General features: G+C 46.3%; 17 protein-coding genes. 14 read left to right on the forward strand and 3 right to left on the reverse strand.

Annotation, left to right across the window (positions count from 1 at the left end; genetic code table 11):
* Positions 1 to 7: 7 nt before the first annotated feature.
* Positions 8 to 961: a class 1b ribonucleoside-diphosphate reductase subunit beta gene (gene nrdF / locus AC58QD_RS14290; RefSeq protein ID WP_497334280.1), complete on the forward strand. Its 954-nt coding sequence runs from the start codon at positions 8 to 10 to the stop codon at positions 959 to 961.
* Positions 962 to 986: 25 nt separating this feature from the next.
* Here nrdF and AC58QD_RS14295 read toward each other — a convergent pair whose 3' ends face one another.
* Positions 987 to 1,865, reverse strand: coding sequence for an AraC family transcriptional regulator (locus AC58QD_RS14295; RefSeq protein WP_497334282.1), 879 nt, complete (start codon positions 1,863 to 1,865; stop codon positions 987 to 989).
* 210 nt (positions 1,866 to 2,075) lie between these two features.
* Between AC58QD_RS14295 and AC58QD_RS14300 the strand changes: the two genes are divergently transcribed.
* From AC58QD_RS14300 to AC58QD_RS14320, 5 genes are all read left to right on the forward strand, one after another.
* Positions 2,076 to 3,380, forward strand: a complete 1,305-nt coding sequence (locus AC58QD_RS14300) for a neutral/alkaline non-lysosomal ceramidase N-terminal domain-containing protein (protein WP_497334284.1) — start codon at positions 2,076 to 2,078, stop codon at positions 3,378 to 3,380.
* Positions 3,380 to 4,384 (forward strand): Gfo/Idh/MocA family protein, encoded by a 1,005-nt coding sequence (locus AC58QD_RS14305; RefSeq protein ID WP_497334286.1) that lies wholly within the window; start codon positions 3,380 to 3,382, stop codon positions 4,382 to 4,384. The genes AC58QD_RS14300 and AC58QD_RS14305 overlap by 1 nt, the downstream gene beginning before the upstream one ends.
* Positions 4,381 to 5,373 carry a Gfo/Idh/MocA family protein gene (locus tag AC58QD_RS14310; protein ID WP_497334288.1) on the forward strand — a complete coding sequence of 331 codons (993 nt, stop codon included), beginning with the start codon at positions 4,381 to 4,383 and terminating at the stop codon, positions 5,371 to 5,373. The genes AC58QD_RS14305 and AC58QD_RS14310 overlap by 4 nt, the downstream gene beginning before the upstream one ends.
* Positions 5,374 to 5,575: 202 nt before the next feature.
* Positions 5,576 to 6,406, forward strand: a complete 831-nt coding sequence (locus AC58QD_RS14315; protein WP_497334290.1) for an alpha/beta hydrolase family protein — start codon at positions 5,576 to 5,578, stop codon at positions 6,404 to 6,406.
* A 152-nt stretch (positions 6,407 to 6,558) separates the two neighbouring features.
* Positions 6,559 to 8,409 (forward strand): PAS domain-containing sensor histidine kinase, encoded by a 1,851-nt coding sequence (locus AC58QD_RS14320; protein WP_497334292.1) that lies wholly within the window; start codon positions 6,559 to 6,561, stop codon positions 8,407 to 8,409.
* Here the strand turns inward: AC58QD_RS14320 and AC58QD_RS14325 are convergent.
* Positions 8,406 to 8,864 (reverse strand): Hsp20/alpha crystallin family protein, encoded by a 459-nt coding sequence (locus AC58QD_RS14325; RefSeq protein WP_497334294.1) that lies wholly within the window; start codon positions 8,862 to 8,864, stop codon positions 8,406 to 8,408. The genes AC58QD_RS14320 and AC58QD_RS14325 overlap by 4 nt on opposite strands.
* Positions 8,865 to 9,010: 146 nt before the next feature.
* Here AC58QD_RS14325 and AC58QD_RS14330 point away from each other — a divergent pair, with 146 nt between their 5' ends.
* The 5 genes from AC58QD_RS14330 to AC58QD_RS14350 all read left to right on the forward strand — a co-directional run bounded on the left by AC58QD_RS14330 (position 9,011) and on the right by AC58QD_RS14350 (position 10,801).
* The gene (locus tag AC58QD_RS14330; protein ID WP_497334296.1) at positions 9,011 to 9,247 is read left to right on the forward strand and encodes a spore germination protein; all 237 of its coding nucleotides are present in this window, start codon (positions 9,011 to 9,013) and stop codon (positions 9,245 to 9,247) included.
* Positions 9,244 to 9,444: a spore germination protein GerPB gene (locus tag AC58QD_RS14335; RefSeq protein ID WP_497334298.1), complete on the forward strand. Its 201-nt coding sequence runs from the start codon at positions 9,244 to 9,246 to the stop codon at positions 9,442 to 9,444. Before AC58QD_RS14330 ends, AC58QD_RS14335 begins: the two co-directional genes overlap by 4 nt.
* Before the next feature lie 79 nt (positions 9,445 to 9,523).
* Entirely contained in the window at positions 9,524 to 10,180 is a 657-nt protein-coding gene (gerPC, locus tag AC58QD_RS14340; protein WP_497334300.1) for a spore germination protein GerPC, read from the forward strand.
* A 3-nt stretch (positions 10,181 to 10,183) separates the two neighbouring features.
* On the forward strand, positions 10,184 to 10,363 hold the full coding sequence (locus AC58QD_RS14345) for a spore germination protein GerPD (RefSeq protein ID WP_497334302.1): 180 nt from the start codon (positions 10,184 to 10,186) through the stop codon (positions 10,361 to 10,363).
* A gap of 27 nt (positions 10,364 to 10,390) precedes the next feature.
* Positions 10,391 to 10,801, forward strand: coding sequence for a spore germination protein GerPE (locus AC58QD_RS14350; protein ID WP_497334304.1), 411 nt, complete (start codon positions 10,391 to 10,393; stop codon positions 10,799 to 10,801).
* Between the two features lie 92 nt (positions 10,802 to 10,893).
* On the opposite strand, the gene AC58QD_RS14355 is transcribed toward AC58QD_RS14350, so the two are convergent.
* The gene (locus AC58QD_RS14355; protein WP_497334306.1) at positions 10,894 to 11,793 is read right to left on the reverse strand and encodes a helix-turn-helix domain-containing protein; all 900 of its coding nucleotides are present in this window, start codon (positions 11,791 to 11,793) and stop codon (positions 10,894 to 10,896) included.
* A 232-nt stretch (positions 11,794 to 12,025) separates the two neighbouring features.
* On the opposite strand from AC58QD_RS14355, the gene AC58QD_RS14360 reads away from it, so the two are divergent.
* The 3 genes from AC58QD_RS14360 (at position 12,026) to AC58QD_RS14370 (ending at position 15,292) form a co-directional block, all read left to right on the forward strand.
* Entirely contained in the window at positions 12,026 to 13,453 is a 1,428-nt protein-coding gene (locus AC58QD_RS14360; protein WP_497334308.1) for an ABC transporter substrate-binding protein, read from the forward strand.
* A gap of 88 nt (positions 13,454 to 13,541) precedes the next feature.
* A complete protein-coding gene (locus tag AC58QD_RS14365) occupies positions 13,542 to 14,471 on the forward strand; it encodes a carbohydrate ABC transporter permease (RefSeq protein ID WP_497334310.1) in 930 nt (309 codons plus the stop codon).
* Positions 14,468 to 15,292: a carbohydrate ABC transporter permease gene (locus AC58QD_RS14370; RefSeq protein WP_497334312.1), complete on the forward strand. Its 825-nt coding sequence runs from the start codon at positions 14,468 to 14,470 to the stop codon at positions 15,290 to 15,292. Before AC58QD_RS14365 ends, AC58QD_RS14370 begins: the two co-directional genes overlap by 4 nt.
* Positions 15,293 to 15,322: the final 30 nt, after the last annotated feature.

Consider the following 15,322-nt stretch of genomic DNA (forward strand, 5'->3'; position numbering starts at 1 on the left):
AATTAGAGTGAAAGCAGTGAACTGGAACCGTCCGGATGATGATTATACATTAGCCTTCTGGCAGCAAAATGTTATGCAATTTTGGACGGACGAGGAGATCCCTCTATCGGATGATCAAATGTCCTGGATGGAGCTTGGACGAGCTCAGCAGGAATTATATAAGAAGGTGCTCGGCGGATTGACTTTATTAGATACGATTCAAGGCGGTGTCGGGATGCCGAAGATCGTGGAGCATGTGGACGGCTTGCAGCGTAAAGCTGTATTATCCTTCATGGGGATGATGGAGCAGATTCATGCCAAATCGTATAGCAGCATATTCACCACGCTTGCAACTTCCGAAGAAATTGATGGAATATTCCGTTGGGTGGAGCAGAATCCACGCTTACAGCTGAAAGCTAGCCGGATAGCAGCGGTCTATGAAGATATTACAAGCACGCGATCCTTATACCTGGCTATGTCAGCGTCGGTGCTTTTGGAAAGCTTCTTGTTCTACAGCGGTTTTTTCTATCCGCTGTATCTGGCGGGTCAAGGTAAGATGACAAGCAGCGGGGAGATTATCGACCTCATTCTAAGAGACGAGAGCATCCATGGCTTGTATGTAGGGACATTGGCACAGGAAGTGTTCCAACAGTTGAATGAAGAGGAGAAGGAGCAGGTCACGAAGGAGCTGTTCGCTCTTTTCCAAGAGTTATATGAGAACGAAATAGCGTATACAAGCGAATTATATACCGAGATTGGTTTGGACGGAGAGGTTATGGCTTATGTTCGCTACAATGCGAATAAGGCGCTCATGAACTTGGGACTTGACCCTCATTTCCCTGAAGAAGAAGTCAACCCCATTGTATTTAATGGGATTAGTACAAGAACCAAACAACATGACTTTTTCTCCAAGAAGGGGAACGGTTATGTTCGTACGCTTCACGTAGAACAACTGAGGGATGAAGACTTCTCATTCACATAAAACGGTCGGAGGCTCACGGCAATCCCTATTGCCGGCCTCCGACCGTTTGTCTGAATTCCGAGGGAGTAACCCCTTTCAACTCTTTGAACACTCTGGAGAATGTACGGAAGGACTCGAACCCGACTTCGGTAGCAATATCGGACACGGTCATCTCGGTCGAGGCGAGCAGGCTTGCGGCTCTGCGGATGCGGAGCGCATGCAAGTAGCTCAGGAAGCTTTGACCGACGAGTTCTTTGAAAGTACGGCTAATATAAGGAACACTCACCTTGAACATGCTCGATAATAATTCCAAGGTTACATTCTCCTGCATATAATGAGTGTTTACATATTGGATTAGCTTCCATGTATCTTTTCTCTTCTCCGCCAAACGTGGAGCTTCTGGACTGCCTACCGCAGAATTCGAACGCACGAAAAGCATAATCGCTTCCACAAGCTTAGCCCGCAAATAACTATTCCTTCCCAGCTTCCTGTCTTCATACTCACGGTTGATATCCAGGAATATCCGCTGAATGGTATCAAGCCTTTCACCATCAAGATGAACGTAGGGCAGAATGTCGTCACCGATTCGCAGCAATAAAGCACTAAGCTCGGACTCAACTAAACCGTCTGTTAAGATTCCGATATCGAACATACAGCACACAAGCTCAAGCGAGCTGTCTGTATCATTAGAGAAATCATGGATTTGATGAGGCAATAGGACGAACAAAGTGCCTGGCTGAAACGAATATTTGATTCCATTCACTTGTGTAGTCAATTTGCCCTTGAGCACTAGGCCAATCTCGGCGAATTCGTGATGATGAACGGGGTAGCCTCCTATCGTATGAATGCCCATGTAGAAGGGGAACATGTCTTCCGTAACATTACGCAGTTCCAGTGCGTTTTCATAGATTGGAAAAATCGTCATCGAGTTGCCTCCCATTCCTAATAAGCTTAATTGTATCATAGAAGCCAGCCCGGTTAGAAGCTTGCAAATGAAGGTAGACTGATGGCCTTCCCAAACGACCATTTGCATAAAGATTTGTCTTCTTTCCATACTATTTTGGCATGCATGAACATGTATTGTCCTTTACTATAAGAGGAAGTACAAAAGCATGAAGGAAAGGACAAATCTAAGATGACGAACTTGCAAATAGGCTGCGCCAAAACGGATATTACTCCAGAGTACCCCGTTCCATTATCGGGATTTGCTGTCCGCGGCAATAAGCCTTATGAATCGGTAATCAGCCGTATATTTCTAAGAGCCGTTTTTCTGCAGCAAGCAGATGGGAATGGCGGATGGAACCAAGCATTAATCGTTTCAGCTGATATATTATGGTGGGGCTCCGACCGAATGGAAACGATTCGCAATCAATTGTTCAACCGTTTTGGTCTGCATCCGGAATGTATTATTCTTAACGCGACTCATAGTCACTCGGGTCCTCAAGCGAGCTTTAACTTTCATCGGTTATTAGGCACCGCTGATGCCGACTATGTGGATAGACTGGAAGCCTTGCTCTATCAAACGGTAGAAGAGGCACTTCTGAATGTGGAACCGGTTACAGTCGAAAGAGGAGCAGGAGAATGTTACAACGGCATCCAAAGACGCAAGTATATAGATGGGAAGGTAAGAGGAGGACCCAATCCAGAGGGACCTGTTGATCATGACGTGAATGTTATTCGGTTCACTTCGGCATCAGGGCAAGCCAAGGCATTACTAGTGCATTATGCTTGTCACCCTGTAATATCAAATGCCAACGAGCTCTCTTCTGAGTTCACAGGTCATGCGATGGAACGGTTGGAGCGTGAACTAGACGGGGCTGTCTGTCTCTTCCTGCAAGGCTGCACAGCAGATATTAATATATATGTAGAATCTGCAGACCCGAGCTTGGAGGATGATCGTCAAAAGATAGCTTACTTCGGAGATAAGCTTGCAGAGGCTGTGATAGCAACGTTAAATCGTCCGCTAGCCGTATTGCCTGCTAAGCTGCTCACCGGTACGAAGGTTGAAGTGCCTTTGCAGCTTCGACCATTGGCTAATCGGGATGAGCTGAAATCACTGGTTGAAGCGGGTAAATCTCCTTATGACGAATGGGCGGTTGAAATGTTAGCCCGATTCGACAAGCGAGCTACTGCTTTAACGATGGAGTTTCTGCGTCTGGACGTGGCTGAGGGGTTGTCTTTGCTTGCAATGAATGCTGAAGTAGTGGTGGAGTACGGTCTGTATTTGAAGTCAATTAATCCAGATGTACTTCCCGTTGCTTATTCTAACGGGATGATTGGATATGTGCCGATGGCATATCAACTGCGGCATAACGGTTATGAGGCAGACGAATCCACATATTACTTCCATATGCCTGCCAAGCTGGAGCCTGAGATTGAGACACCGGTGAGACAAACATTGGAGCGTCTTGCCTCAAGCCATGTCAGGGGGGAATCGTGATGAATTTTGGAGTAATCGGTTGCGGCACGATGGGCAAGATGTATATGGAGCGTTTATGCACCATACCCGATGTACACCTTACAGCGATCAGCAACCGTTCGGAAGACGTACTTGCGGAGTGCGCGGTTAAATACGGAGTAACGGCCTATACATCGTATGAAGAGCTAATTGCCTCATCAGAAGTGGACGTTGTATGCGTTACGCTGCCTACACATATGCACAAAGAGGTTGTTCTAAAGGCTGCGGCGAGCGGCAAACATGTAATATGCGAGAAACCGCTTGCACTTAATCCTCAGGATGCAAGGGAAATGGCGGAAGCCTGTGAGCGGAATGGGGTTCGTTTCTTTCCTGCCCATGTATTGCGCTTCTTCCCTGAGTATGTTCAGCTGCGTCAGAAAGTGAAGGACGGTACCATTGGAAGAGTCGGAGTCGCACATGCTAAGCGAGCGAGCAAACATCCCGTTGCAGGCAGTTGGTATATCGATCCGGCTAGAAGCGGGGGCATTCTCTTCGATTTAATGATTCATGACCTGGATTTCTTGCGTTGGACACTTGGAGACGCGAAGACTGTGTTTGCTGTGAATCAACAAGCCGAAGGGGTGGATTACGCGTCGGTGACCATACGCTTTGAGAGCGGAGCCATCGCTAACCTGGAAGCTTTCTGGGGTTACCCGGGGCCGTTCCTGACACAAGTTGAATTGGCTGGTACAGACGGCGTGCTCCGCCATGACAGCCGCAATAGTGTCTCGCTCGTCGTTCAACAGAACGATCCGGAACAAAGCGCACATAGAGGTGTCGATTTTCCCATGCGCCCGTCACTTAAGGATCCGTTCGTTGTTCAACTAGAACATTTCCTGAACTGCATCCGAACAGGCGAGGAAGCTGTTGTCACGTCTCAAGACGGGGTAAGCGCCGTTGAATTAGCCCACTCCGCCGTACAGTCACTCCAGACTGGTCAACCAGTCCGAATTGCAGGCCATACAGCAGGGGAGGTAGCAAGATGAGAACGATCCGTATCGGAATGATCAGCTTCGCACACTCTCATGGGAACAGCTATTTACTAGAGCTGATGAAGCTCGATAATGTTGAAATAGTCGGCTTGTATGACCCGGAGTACGATAGAGTGGCAACACATGTAGAGAAGTTGGGTATCCCCTATTATGACGATCATATGGAGCTTCTGGAAACAGATATAGATGCTGTAGTCATCTGCTCCGAGAATATTGAACACGGCCGGTATACAGCAGATGCAGCACGTGCGGGTAAACATGTGTTGTGTGAGAAGCCGCTCGGGGTATCAATAGAACAAATGCAAGGGATGATTGCCGTTTGCCGGGACAATAATGTTCAGTTAATGACGGCATTCCCATGCCGTTACTTGGCAGCTGTCCGTGATGCCAAAGCCGCAATCGATCAAGGAGCTATCGGGGATATATTGGCGATAAAAGGGACCAATAAGGGCCGTATGCCCGGTAGATGGTTTATTGATCCAACTCTATCAGGCGGAGGAGCTGTCCTCGACCACACCGTCCATGTTATGGATCTGATGAACTGGATTCTTCAATCGGAGCCGGAAGAAGTGTATGCAGAGGTCGGGGAGCTGTTCCACGATAATCTGGGTATTGACGACGCAGGGATGATACATGTAAAGTTCCGCAATGGAGCAATTGGAATCATGGATCCTAGCTGGTCCAGACCAACTGGTTACATTCATGGGGCGGATGTCACTATGGAAATTGTCGGTACGAAGGGTGTAATCAGTATGAATGGTTTCGCCCAGGCGAATGAAGTATATATAAGTGAGAGCGGGAAGACGTCACGCTCCTTCTGGGGCGATGGAATGGATGGTCCGCTAGTCCAAGATTTCATTAGAGTGCTTAGTGAGGGAACATCAGTCTCTGTTACAGGAGCGGATGGATTGAAATCAGCAGCTGTGGCGATTGCTGCTTATGAGTCTGCAAAGCTTGGGCGTTCTGTGAAAGTGAATTTATAGTTTTTATTCGTGCAGGACATATTGACTATAATATGAATTATAATAAGAGATATGGGAAGCCTTCCTGTGTAGGTACAAGGAGGCTTCTTGCTGTTCGAATAACATGGATTGACAGATTGATGGCAGGATGATACTATGCAAGTAATAATACCAAGTAAACATATATGAATTATGAGATAAATTAAATGGAGGGATCATTACGATGGAACATACCAGAACGATTCCATATGGCCGTGAAGAGCTTCAGGCCACGATTCATTACCCCAATAAGAACGGTGAGTACGGCGGGATTCCTCTTGATCGGTGTCCCACCCTCGTATTGTGCCACGGCTTTGTAGGGAATCGTATTGGAGTGGACCGTTTATTCGTTAATGCAGCCCGACAATTTAGCCAAGCCGGATATGTTGTGGTCAGATTTGATTATGCTGGGTGCGGAGAAAGTACTGGCGATTATGGAGCAGGAGGACTTGATTCCTTAATTGAGCAAACTCGTGTCGTGATGGATTATTTATTGGATGTTGATTATGTGGATCCCGATCGGCTAACACTAATCGGCCACAGTCTTGGCGGAGCAGTAGCTTTGCTTACTGCTTCGATCGACAAACGCGTCAAATCGCTTGTGTTGTGGTCTGCTGTAGCGCACCCTTTCAATGATATCGTCCGTCTTGTGGGACAGTCCACTTACGACAAGTCGATCCAAGAAGGGGCAGCTGACTTTCTGGGCTACAATTTCAAACCTAACTTTTTCGAAACTCTTGCCACTTACCAACCATTAGCTAGTATTCGCAAATTTTCAGGTGATGTCCTGGTTGTGCATGGTACTTCTGATGAAGCAGTTCCGCCGGATTATAGTTCCATCTACCAGAAGGTGTTCTGGATGCGAACGGATGGACAATGTGACCTGGAATGGATCTTCAAGGGAGACCATACTTTCTCCACAGGAGAGAGCAAAGCTGAGCTATATGCAAAAACAATTAAGTGGTTAGAAGAACGCGAACGGCAAAAAAGAGAGTGGCAAAATTGGCAAATTTAATGGTATAATAAGGGAAATATCAATAAACTTTCCATCATTTAGGAAAGTTTTTTTGTTTGTCAGAAAAATGTTTGCAAATTCACATTTATGTGTTATTAGATTATAGTGATAAGTTTTTTGCTATAGAAGCTAAGACACAGGAGGCGGAGAACTTGGAGGCTGTTTCATCTGAATCGGAATGGGATTTATTCCAGTCTTTCACACAAATGTCGGCTATAGGTATCGGTTGGATGGACAAACAAGGGAATTGGTTAATGGTTAATGAGGTACTCTGTAAAACGTCAGGATATACAGAACAGGAATGGCTAATGCCCGAGTCGGTAGAGCATGTCCTTTTTTTGATAGAAGATCGGATTGTAAGTCCGCTAGAAGGTATACTAGAAGGAAATTCAGGCAAAATCGTCAAATTGATTCATAAAAAAGGCTTTACTGAGCTTGAGCTGCACTGGAACGAAATTACAATGCCTGTCAGTAAGATCAGCGGATACATGGTTCAATTCAAGGAGATCCCGCGAGGGAAATCAGATCTGACCGCACTTGAACAGCGTTCCATTAAAGAAACGAAGCTTGCCAGGGCGTTACACGTAAATAAACAACATTACAAATCGTTATTCGAGCATCATCCGGATGCCGTATTCTCCCTGGATCTGCAGGGACGTTTTCTAACCATGAATGAATCATGCGAACGTATTACAGGATTCAGTTCGAATGAACTGTTTCAAACGTTGTTCATTAATCGCATACATACGGAAGATTGGGCAAAGGCCATTGAATTTTTCTCTTTGTCGATTAACGGTAAAGCTCAACAGTACAGCTCACGTGTTCTGCATAAGAATGGAAGTATTCTGGAGTTGATGACTTATTTTCTGCCTATTACCGTGGAAGGCGGGGTAATGGGGGTATATGGAATTGCTAAGGATATAACGAAGGAGAAGCAATTGCTTGAAAAGCTTAGAGAAAGCCAAGAAATGCACAGAGTAATAGAGGAGCATTCTTTTGATCTCATCTTTCGTTGTAATTTAATGGGCACTTTTTTGTATATTTCACCTTCGTGTAACAAATTGTTAGGTTATTCGCAGGACGAGCTTCTCGGAACCGATATTGCAAGTTTAATTCATCCTGATGAAGTGTCTAATATTGCCCAGCAATTTTTCCAACAGCGTGATAGTGAGATAACCTCGACGCTGTATTGCTCTCGATTTCGTCACAAGGATGGTCGTTTTGTGTGGATGGAATCGATGACAACTTTGGTGCGAGAAAACATAAGCGGCTCGATTAATGGCGTTCTCTGTGTGATGCGCGATATCTCGGAACGTAAGGAAGCAGAAGAGCTGTTGCTGCGCTCTGAGAAGCTCCTAATGGCGGGTCAGTTGGCCGCGGGTATTGCCCACGAGATACGCAACCCTCTGACTTCAATAAAAGGATTTCTGCAGCTGCTATCTTCCCAGATGAAGGACAAGCGCGATTACGTGGATATTATGAAGTCAGAACTGAATCGGATCGAAAGCATTACAAGTGAGTTGTTACTCCTGGCCAAACCTCATTCACAAGCTTTTCGGGTACAGGAATTCCATACATTAATTCAGCAAGTCGTATCTATAATGGAGCCTCAAGCGATATTGAACAACGTTGAGATTCATTTTAGCCATTCAGAGGGAGATCTTCTGATTCGTTGTGATGAGAATCAACTGAAGCAAGTATTCGTGAATTTTATTAAGAATGCTATTGAAGCCATGCCGAGCGGAGGAGTCGTTCAAGTTCGTTTGGAGAGACAAGGCGATAATGCAATCGTATCGGTAACGGATCAAGGCTGTGGGATTCCTGAAGAGAAATTGACCACGATATGGCAGCCCTTCTACACGACCAAGGAAAAAGGCACGGGACTAGGCTTAATGGTCAGCTACAGCATCATTGAGAATCACAACGGGAGCATTCATGTGTCCAGCCGTACGAATATAGGCACAACTTTCACCGTCCGCATGCCGTTGAAAGCGGCCCATTAGAGAAACCGGACATATATTTCATCGAATCGGTCCGAATTCGTCCGCTTACGCAGCTGGATTTGAAGAATACCGTCGCGATATTCAGCCTTGCTATATTGAGGTTGTACGGGAGTGGGCAGTCGAACGAACTGAGTACGCTGCCCATAGCCCTCAATCTTCAATTTTGAGGAGTTGACGAACAATTGAAGATTGCGCGGCTGAACATGGTTAGGCACCATTAATTTCACAATCACATTGCGGTGAGTCTCGAATACTTCTGTTTGTAAGTTCGTAGCTGTCTTAGCTGAACTGGCATCCGTATTCGTCTCGGTTTGCTTTAACATATTTTTAACGAATTGATCAACCCAACCAAGATCTTGCCATTTCCCCTGGTGTAAGGCGGAGATCCCGCCAAATAACTCCTCGAAATGTTTCCAGTCCGGGCCGAATGGGGAATTTCTATCCGATTTGGTCATGTGAACCCCTCCCTTCATCATCCATTCATCTTATGATGGGCGCTCTCATGAAGTGCCAATTTACCATGCAGAGAAAAAACTCAACACCTCTAGGCGGATACCCACATACATTATCATATGATTCAAAGGGCGAAGGGTGGTTGGGAATGCCTTCTATTGTAGGAAACATAAAAATCCTTAGTGTGGGTCCTAGCTCGGTCGTACAGATTGGCGACACAATCGTCATTTCTCCTGTCAGTACATCCAAGACGTATGCAGGCGCAGGGTCTTTCAATACCGGAGATACTTTCGGACCCTCCTTAAATAACAACCAGGGTAATCTCACAAAAACGAATGATCAGGATCTGATTGATGCTAGTAGCAAGAAGGTGAACGAGACGTGAATTTGGTCGTTCATCAGAGTATAGTGATTCATCAGCTCAAGGTTGGAGGAATATCCAATTCCTCCGTTCTGCAAATCGGTTGCGCGGGAATGATCAAGTCAATGTCCAATCTGTATAACACGGGCCAATTCACGGGACCGGCACCTCAGGCTGGAGCGTTGACTTCGCCATTGGTTCCTCTTCCGGCCACCACATAATTAGTCATGGAGTCATGCCCCTCGGTCCCTCTGTCATAGGATAAGGGAGAAGTCACTTTTGTGCAGGAGTTGACCGTTCATGGGCTCAAGTTATGACTGGAATACGATATTCCGGCAGCTATACACTCAATTACTGTGGCAATCCGAGAAATTAGTCCAAATGCAGAAGCAATTGGAACAGATCTCATCAGAACTCCAAGCGCTTCAACGTCAGAAGCCAGTGAATGTGGAAAAGATTGAATATAACTTTGATCAGCTGAAGGTTGAGAAATTGGATGGAACGTTGAATATTGGAATTACTCCGGACAATGTGAAGTCGATTGAACAATTCGCGGTCGGCAATAACTTTGCCGCAGATGGTTCATTCGTTGGACCTGGTCCAACAGGGGCTGCGGATCCTCTTGGTCCGTTAGGTCCTCCCGGTGCACAGGAAGCATTCTCGGCTATTAAGGGAGGCGTAAAGAAGTACTTGAGCAATGATGTTGTGCAAGACATGAAGGTGCTGGAAGGTAAATATGGAATTCCGTTGGCAGACGAATACAGGGCACATATCGTGGCTGATTTGAGCAAGCAAGTGGATGATCGAATCACCCATTACATACTCAAATATGACGTCCAGGATGACGGTGATCAGCGGAACGAGCAAGAGAGCAGCATTATGGAGCAAGTTGAGAACGACATCAAGACGGGAATAGAAAGCTATTTGCAAACTTTCCCGAAGAAGGAGATGGAATAACAGATGAACATGCAGGTAGTCAACAGAGGGGTTCAGATTGGAAATATTCAAGTAACGGGTGTTTCCAGCTCATCCATTTTCCTGATCGGGGATACGGAGCTTGTTACACTTTCATCTATTTTCGATACACCTCCAGAGTCGCTCCTTATTGGGCCGCTGGTACCGCTTGCTCCAGAGCGTTAATACACGGATGAAGGGGAGGGCCTGCTTTTGCGTCGGACTATAATGGTTAAAGAGCTCAAAATGGATTCGATCACCAGCGCCTCCATCTTGCATGTCGGTGATTCTGCTGTAATAAGACCTCTCAATTGGGTGTTTGCGCTGCAGCGTGAAGTACCTTTTTTTATAGAAGGAGAAGGAGGGTTCTCGAACTATCCTTTATTCTGGGTGCCCATCCCGCAGCCTTCACTGGACAATGAAGTATATCTCACTCGATGTAATGAGCATGGGGCAATTCGCGTGTGCGGAGTAGATGTGTCTGCGATTGCTGCTTCTTCAGTCGTCCAGCTTGGCAATAACGGCCGTGTTGATGCTGAGGCGCGAGTCGTGAATATACGTCAATTGCTCCGCGGGAAGCGGCCGGTGGGTCCGCCAAGCGAAGCGGAGGAGGAGACGGATTAATCGCTCCGCTGTCTCCAGGTCGCGTATGAGGTAGATAAAAAAAAGCAGAAGTCACTACGTCCCGTAGATGAACTTCTGCTTTTTATTAGCCATCAATAAGGGTGATGCGTAATTTTGGCTCGAACGGAACGTGAATATTGCGTAGGCGTCATCTTCGTAGACCGCTTAAAGTGGCGAGAGAAATAGTGAATGCTATTGTAACCAAGAAGCTTGGCTATTTCCGTATAGTTGTATCGTTCCTCGCGAATCATTGTTTTGGCTCGCTCCACTTTAAGGTCATTCAAATATTCAATGACCCCACATCCGGTATTCGATTTGAAGACACGTAATAACTGTGATCTGCCGATTGCGAACTTCTTGCAAATGTCTGTCAATGTCAGCTTGGATTCAACCTGCTCCTTCATGTAAGCGATAAGCTGTGTGGTCAAATCTTCATCCTTGTTGTCGGTGTCACTCGAACGAAGCTGTGTCCCAGATTCGGCTTTACTAAGTCTGCGAATGAAATGGATCATTAGCGCCTCCAGGTACACCTTAATTAACTGTTCGCTCCCGAAAGGAGCATTCTTCTTTTTATGCATGACACGTTTGAAAGGCTTGTCCAGGCGAGGGGTGAGTGCATTATATCCTTCATTTACGAGTAAGGTCAGAAATTTTTTCTCCTGCGCATCGACCTTGAAGCATTTGTTCTCGAAGAAATTCATCGCAATGGAAGCGCAATCAAATGTGACGATAATAAGATTCGGGGGAGACTTAACGTCTGCTCGCCCGCCATGAAACTGATTGGGCTTATAAAAAATCACTTCCCCTTGCTTCAAGCTGAATTGCTCGTTCTCCCTCTTTACATGAATTTCCCCTTTATCTACATACACAAACTCCCAAAAATCATGCCGTTCACCCTTAGTCGAATACGAGCCAGAGAGCTCGTAATAGTGAAACGTAATAATGCTGTCCACGACGATTTCCTGACTAAGCGGCACATGTTTATAGATCATCGGTTGTCCTCCTTAAAACAAATGTATAGACAAAAAGGTCCTAAGTACAAGCTCTAAAGATTAGCTCAATTATACTCGAAAAGGTTCCTTTAAGTAACAAAGATTTGGCACGCAAGATTGATACTATAGTGCAAAAAAAACGGACGGAAAGGTAAAGATGAAAACCGGTTAAGGTCCTAATATTAGAGCTGAAGTCACTAACTAAATAAGAGTAAAGGGGATGTGGACAAGCATGATTAAAAGAGTACAACCTTTTAGAAGATTGGGAGCAATCGTCCTCAGCGCAGCAATGGTGTTCTCATTGGCAGCTTGTGGAGGCAACAGCAGCGACAACGGCAGCACCGCCTCGCCCAAAAGTGGAGCGACAACGGCTCCCAAGAGCGATGTAAAGCTCACGATGTGGCATTGGAAAATCGCCTTCGACCCAGGCTTCAAAGCGGTTGCGGACGCTTTCAAGAAGAAGACCGGAATCACAGTAGAGACAACCGCGACAACACCGGACGATGCTTATTTTCAAAAGCTTACAGCATCAGCGGCTGCTGGAAACTTGCCTGACATATGGGCTTATCACGCTTCTCCATTGGGCGGTGCTTATGACGGTAAAGCGGTAGAGTGGTCGGCGGAGCTTGGGAAAGATGCTGCATGGAAATCAGGCTTTCTTCCGGCAGCGCTTACAGGCGTTACAGTATCACAAGCTAATGTAGAGGCTTATGCCAAGTCTGAAAAATCCACCAACTGGATCAAAGCGGCGAAGGTTGGGCAAACGTATGGTCTGCCGATTGATGTTGGCGCCTTTTACATGGTCTATGGCAATAAAAAGCTGATCAAGAGTGCGGGTCTGGAAGCTAAAGCTCCTAAGACGATGGAAGAGTGGCTGACTATGATGAACACAGTCAAGCAGAAGACAGGCACTCCTGGACTCGTGTTCAGCGCCAAAGCAGCAGGTGTATATTCTTCCTGGTTCGTGAACTTCGTGGATTACATGAAGAATGGTCCAGATTCGTTCACGAAATTCATGAAACGTGAAGAGAAGCTGTCGGATCCGAAGCATATCTGGTCGCTTAAGATTATTGATGACATGGCGAAGAAAGGCCTGATCCTGCCTGGTTCAGTTACGCTTGATATTGATGGGGCTGATCAAGCATTCGCACAAGGAAAGGCAGCGTACAGCATTGGAGGCACATTCACTTATGCTACTCTGAAAGCGCTTGGCATGAATCCGGATGACATAATCAGCTTCCGCGTTCCAGCCTATGAAGGCTCTGTTGTGGCGAATGCAACAGTCACTCCATTCCCGCTCGTACAAGTCGTGGCCAATAATGACAGTCCGCACAAGAAAGAAGCGATGGAGTTCGTCAAATTCCTGACATCCGAGGAAGGTCAGATTCTGTATGCGAACAATGCATTTGATTTGCCGGCCGTGAAGATCAAAGACACATCCAAGCTCAATGATTCGCTCAAGGCGATGGCTGAATCACTCAGCAGTGAAAGCAACTGGTGGTCCACGAATCCGGCAATCGGTCAGGAAGTGTATAAGGAGGACTGGAAAGTGTTCCACAACAATATGGTGAAGGTCATGCTCGGTGAAATGACCGTTGAAGACGCGGCTAAGGATTATGACAAGGCTGCAGAAGCCTTCAAAGCCAAAGAAGGCAAGTAGCAACAAGAAGCAACGGACATTAATGCAAGGCTGGAGAAGGAGGAGCATCCTCCTTCTCCAGTTTTCAACACGGGGGTGTGGTTTTCAGATGAGTATCCGAAGAGATGTGCTACGGGAAAGAATTGCCGGATATTTGCTCATTGCTCCTGCAGTCATCCTGTTTATAGTTATCGGTTTGTTCACTGTTTTATTTTCATTAGTCTTATCTTTCTTTCATCTTGGCCAAGGGCAAATGATCTGGAATGCCAGATTCGCCGGACTTGATAATTTCAAAGACTTTTTGCTTGGCGGCAATGTCATTCTGACACGTTTTTTCTGGCAAGCGCTGCTCAACAACGCATGGATTGCGATAACAATGGTGTTAGTTGTCATTCCTCTGTCGCTTGTGCTCGCCGTGCTGCTTCAAAGCATTATTCGCGGAGCTAAATTGTACCGCACTGTATTCCTGCTTCCAATGGTTACTTCGTCGGTAGCGATTTTCTATGTATGGCAAGGGATATACGAACCGACAGGTGCTCTGAATCAGATGCTGACAGCTATTGGACTCGAGGAATGGGTCGCGGTGAATGGTTGGCTCGGTGAATTGAGAACAGCACTGCCGGCGGTGCTCGTCACGATTATTTGGGGCTCTATTCCAGGGAATCTGATCCTGTTCTTTGCTGGACTGCAAACCGTTGACCCGCATCTGTATGAAGCGGCTGAGATTGACGGGGCGAATGCCTGGCACAAGCTGCTGCACATCACATGGCCGATTCTGATGCCAATTACTGTCATAGCAGTCATCATGAATCTGGATGGGGCGCTGCAGGTGTTCAGCCAGATATGGGTCATGACGAAGGGCGGTCCAGCCGGCGAGACGATGGTCGTGAACGTGCTGATCTATGAGGAAGCCTTCCAAAATGGCGACCTGGGCCGAGCTAATGCAATGGGGTGGGCGCTGTTCCTGATTACCTTTGTCTTATCACTGATTAGCCTGCGGTTATTCCGTGACAAGTCACAGGGAGGTGTAGCGGAGTGAAAAGAATAAATGTTGTCATTCTATACCTTGTGCTTACCATTTGGGGCTTGTTATGCCTCTATCCGCTAACTTGGATGATCGGAGCTTCCTTCAAGGCACCGCTCGACGTGATGAATACTTACTCCTTGCTGCCCAAAGGGAAGTGGCATTGGGAAACCTATGTAGATGTATGGAATCGGTTGAATTTCTTCAAATATTTCTTGAACAGCGTCAATGTCGCATTCTGGACGCTGATCGGGATTAATGTCATATTCGCCATGGCAGGCTTCGCATTTGCCAAGATTCGCTTTCCAGGCAACAACGCCATCTTCTTGTTGTTCCTGGGCATGATGTTCGTTCCTGGTATTACGATCATGATTCCTTTGTATCTGGTGGAGAATTATCTGAACTTGCTGGATACGCATCTTGGGCTTATTCTGCCTTCTGTGAACGGTGCAGCGCCTATGGCAATTTTTCTATTCCGTAATTATTTCCGTTCCATTCCGCACGAGCTGTACGAGTCCGCAAAGATTGAAGGAGCGGGCGTTATGCGTATTTTGTTCTGGATTTATATTCCCATTTCGACTCCGATTATCGCTACTATAACGATGGTCAATTTTCTCGGTTCCTGGAACAGTTTTCTTTTGCCGATGATTATGCTGAACAGCCAGGATCTGTTCACACTGCCGCTCGGTGTCATGCTGCTTGATACAGGTGTGTTCAGACAGTGGAATATTCTGATGACGGGATCGCTTATTTCCGTTATTCCGATCATACTTTGTTTTTCTTTTTTACAAAAATACTACATTCAAGGCTTGACTGCCGGAGCAATCAAATCATAAAAATCCAACTATTCAGGATAAGGGAGAGAC

This window comes from Paenibacillus sp. J2R1T-4, assembly GCF_059692235.1.

What these genes read in the sequence shown, in the direction of transcription:
- AC58QD_RS14305 (WP_497334286.1), top strand. Translation starts at nt 3,380, where the DNA reads ATGAATTTTGGAGTAATCGGTTGCGGCACGATGGGCAAGATGTATATG.
- AC58QD_RS14325 (WP_497334294.1), bottom strand. Translation starts at nt 8,864, where the DNA reads ATGACCAAATCGGATAGAAATTCCCCATTCGGCCCGGACTGGAAACAT.
- AC58QD_RS14345 (WP_497334302.1), top strand. Translation starts at nt 10,184, where the DNA reads ATGAACATGCAGGTAGTCAACAGAGGGGTTCAGATTGGAAATATTCAA.
- AC58QD_RS14330 (WP_497334296.1), top strand. Translation starts at nt 9,011, where the DNA reads ATGCCTTCTATTGTAGGAAACATAAAAATCCTTAGTGTGGGTCCTAGC.
- AC58QD_RS14355 (WP_497334306.1), bottom strand. Translation starts at nt 11,793, where the DNA reads ATGATCTATAAACATGTGCCGCTTAGTCAGGAAATCGTCGTGGACAGC.
- gerPC (WP_497334300.1), top strand. Translation starts at nt 9,524, where the DNA reads ATGGGCTCAAGTTATGACTGGAATACGATATTCCGGCAGCTATACACT.
- AC58QD_RS14295 (WP_497334282.1), bottom strand. Translation starts at nt 1,865, where the DNA reads ATGACGATTTTTCCAATCTATGAAAACGCACTGGAACTGCGTAATGTT.
- AC58QD_RS14300 (WP_497334284.1), top strand. Translation starts at nt 2,076, where the DNA reads ATGACGAACTTGCAAATAGGCTGCGCCAAAACGGATATTACTCCAGAG.
- AC58QD_RS14360 (WP_497334308.1), top strand. Translation starts at nt 12,026, where the DNA reads ATGATTAAAAGAGTACAACCTTTTAGAAGATTGGGAGCAATCGTCCTC.
- AC58QD_RS14365 (WP_497334310.1), top strand. Translation starts at nt 13,542, where the DNA reads ATGAGTATCCGAAGAGATGTGCTACGGGAAAGAATTGCCGGATATTTG.
- AC58QD_RS14315 (WP_497334290.1), top strand. Translation starts at nt 5,576, where the DNA reads ATGGAACATACCAGAACGATTCCATATGGCCGTGAAGAGCTTCAGGCC.
- AC58QD_RS14310 (WP_497334288.1), top strand. Translation starts at nt 4,381, where the DNA reads ATGAGAACGATCCGTATCGGAATGATCAGCTTCGCACACTCTCATGGG.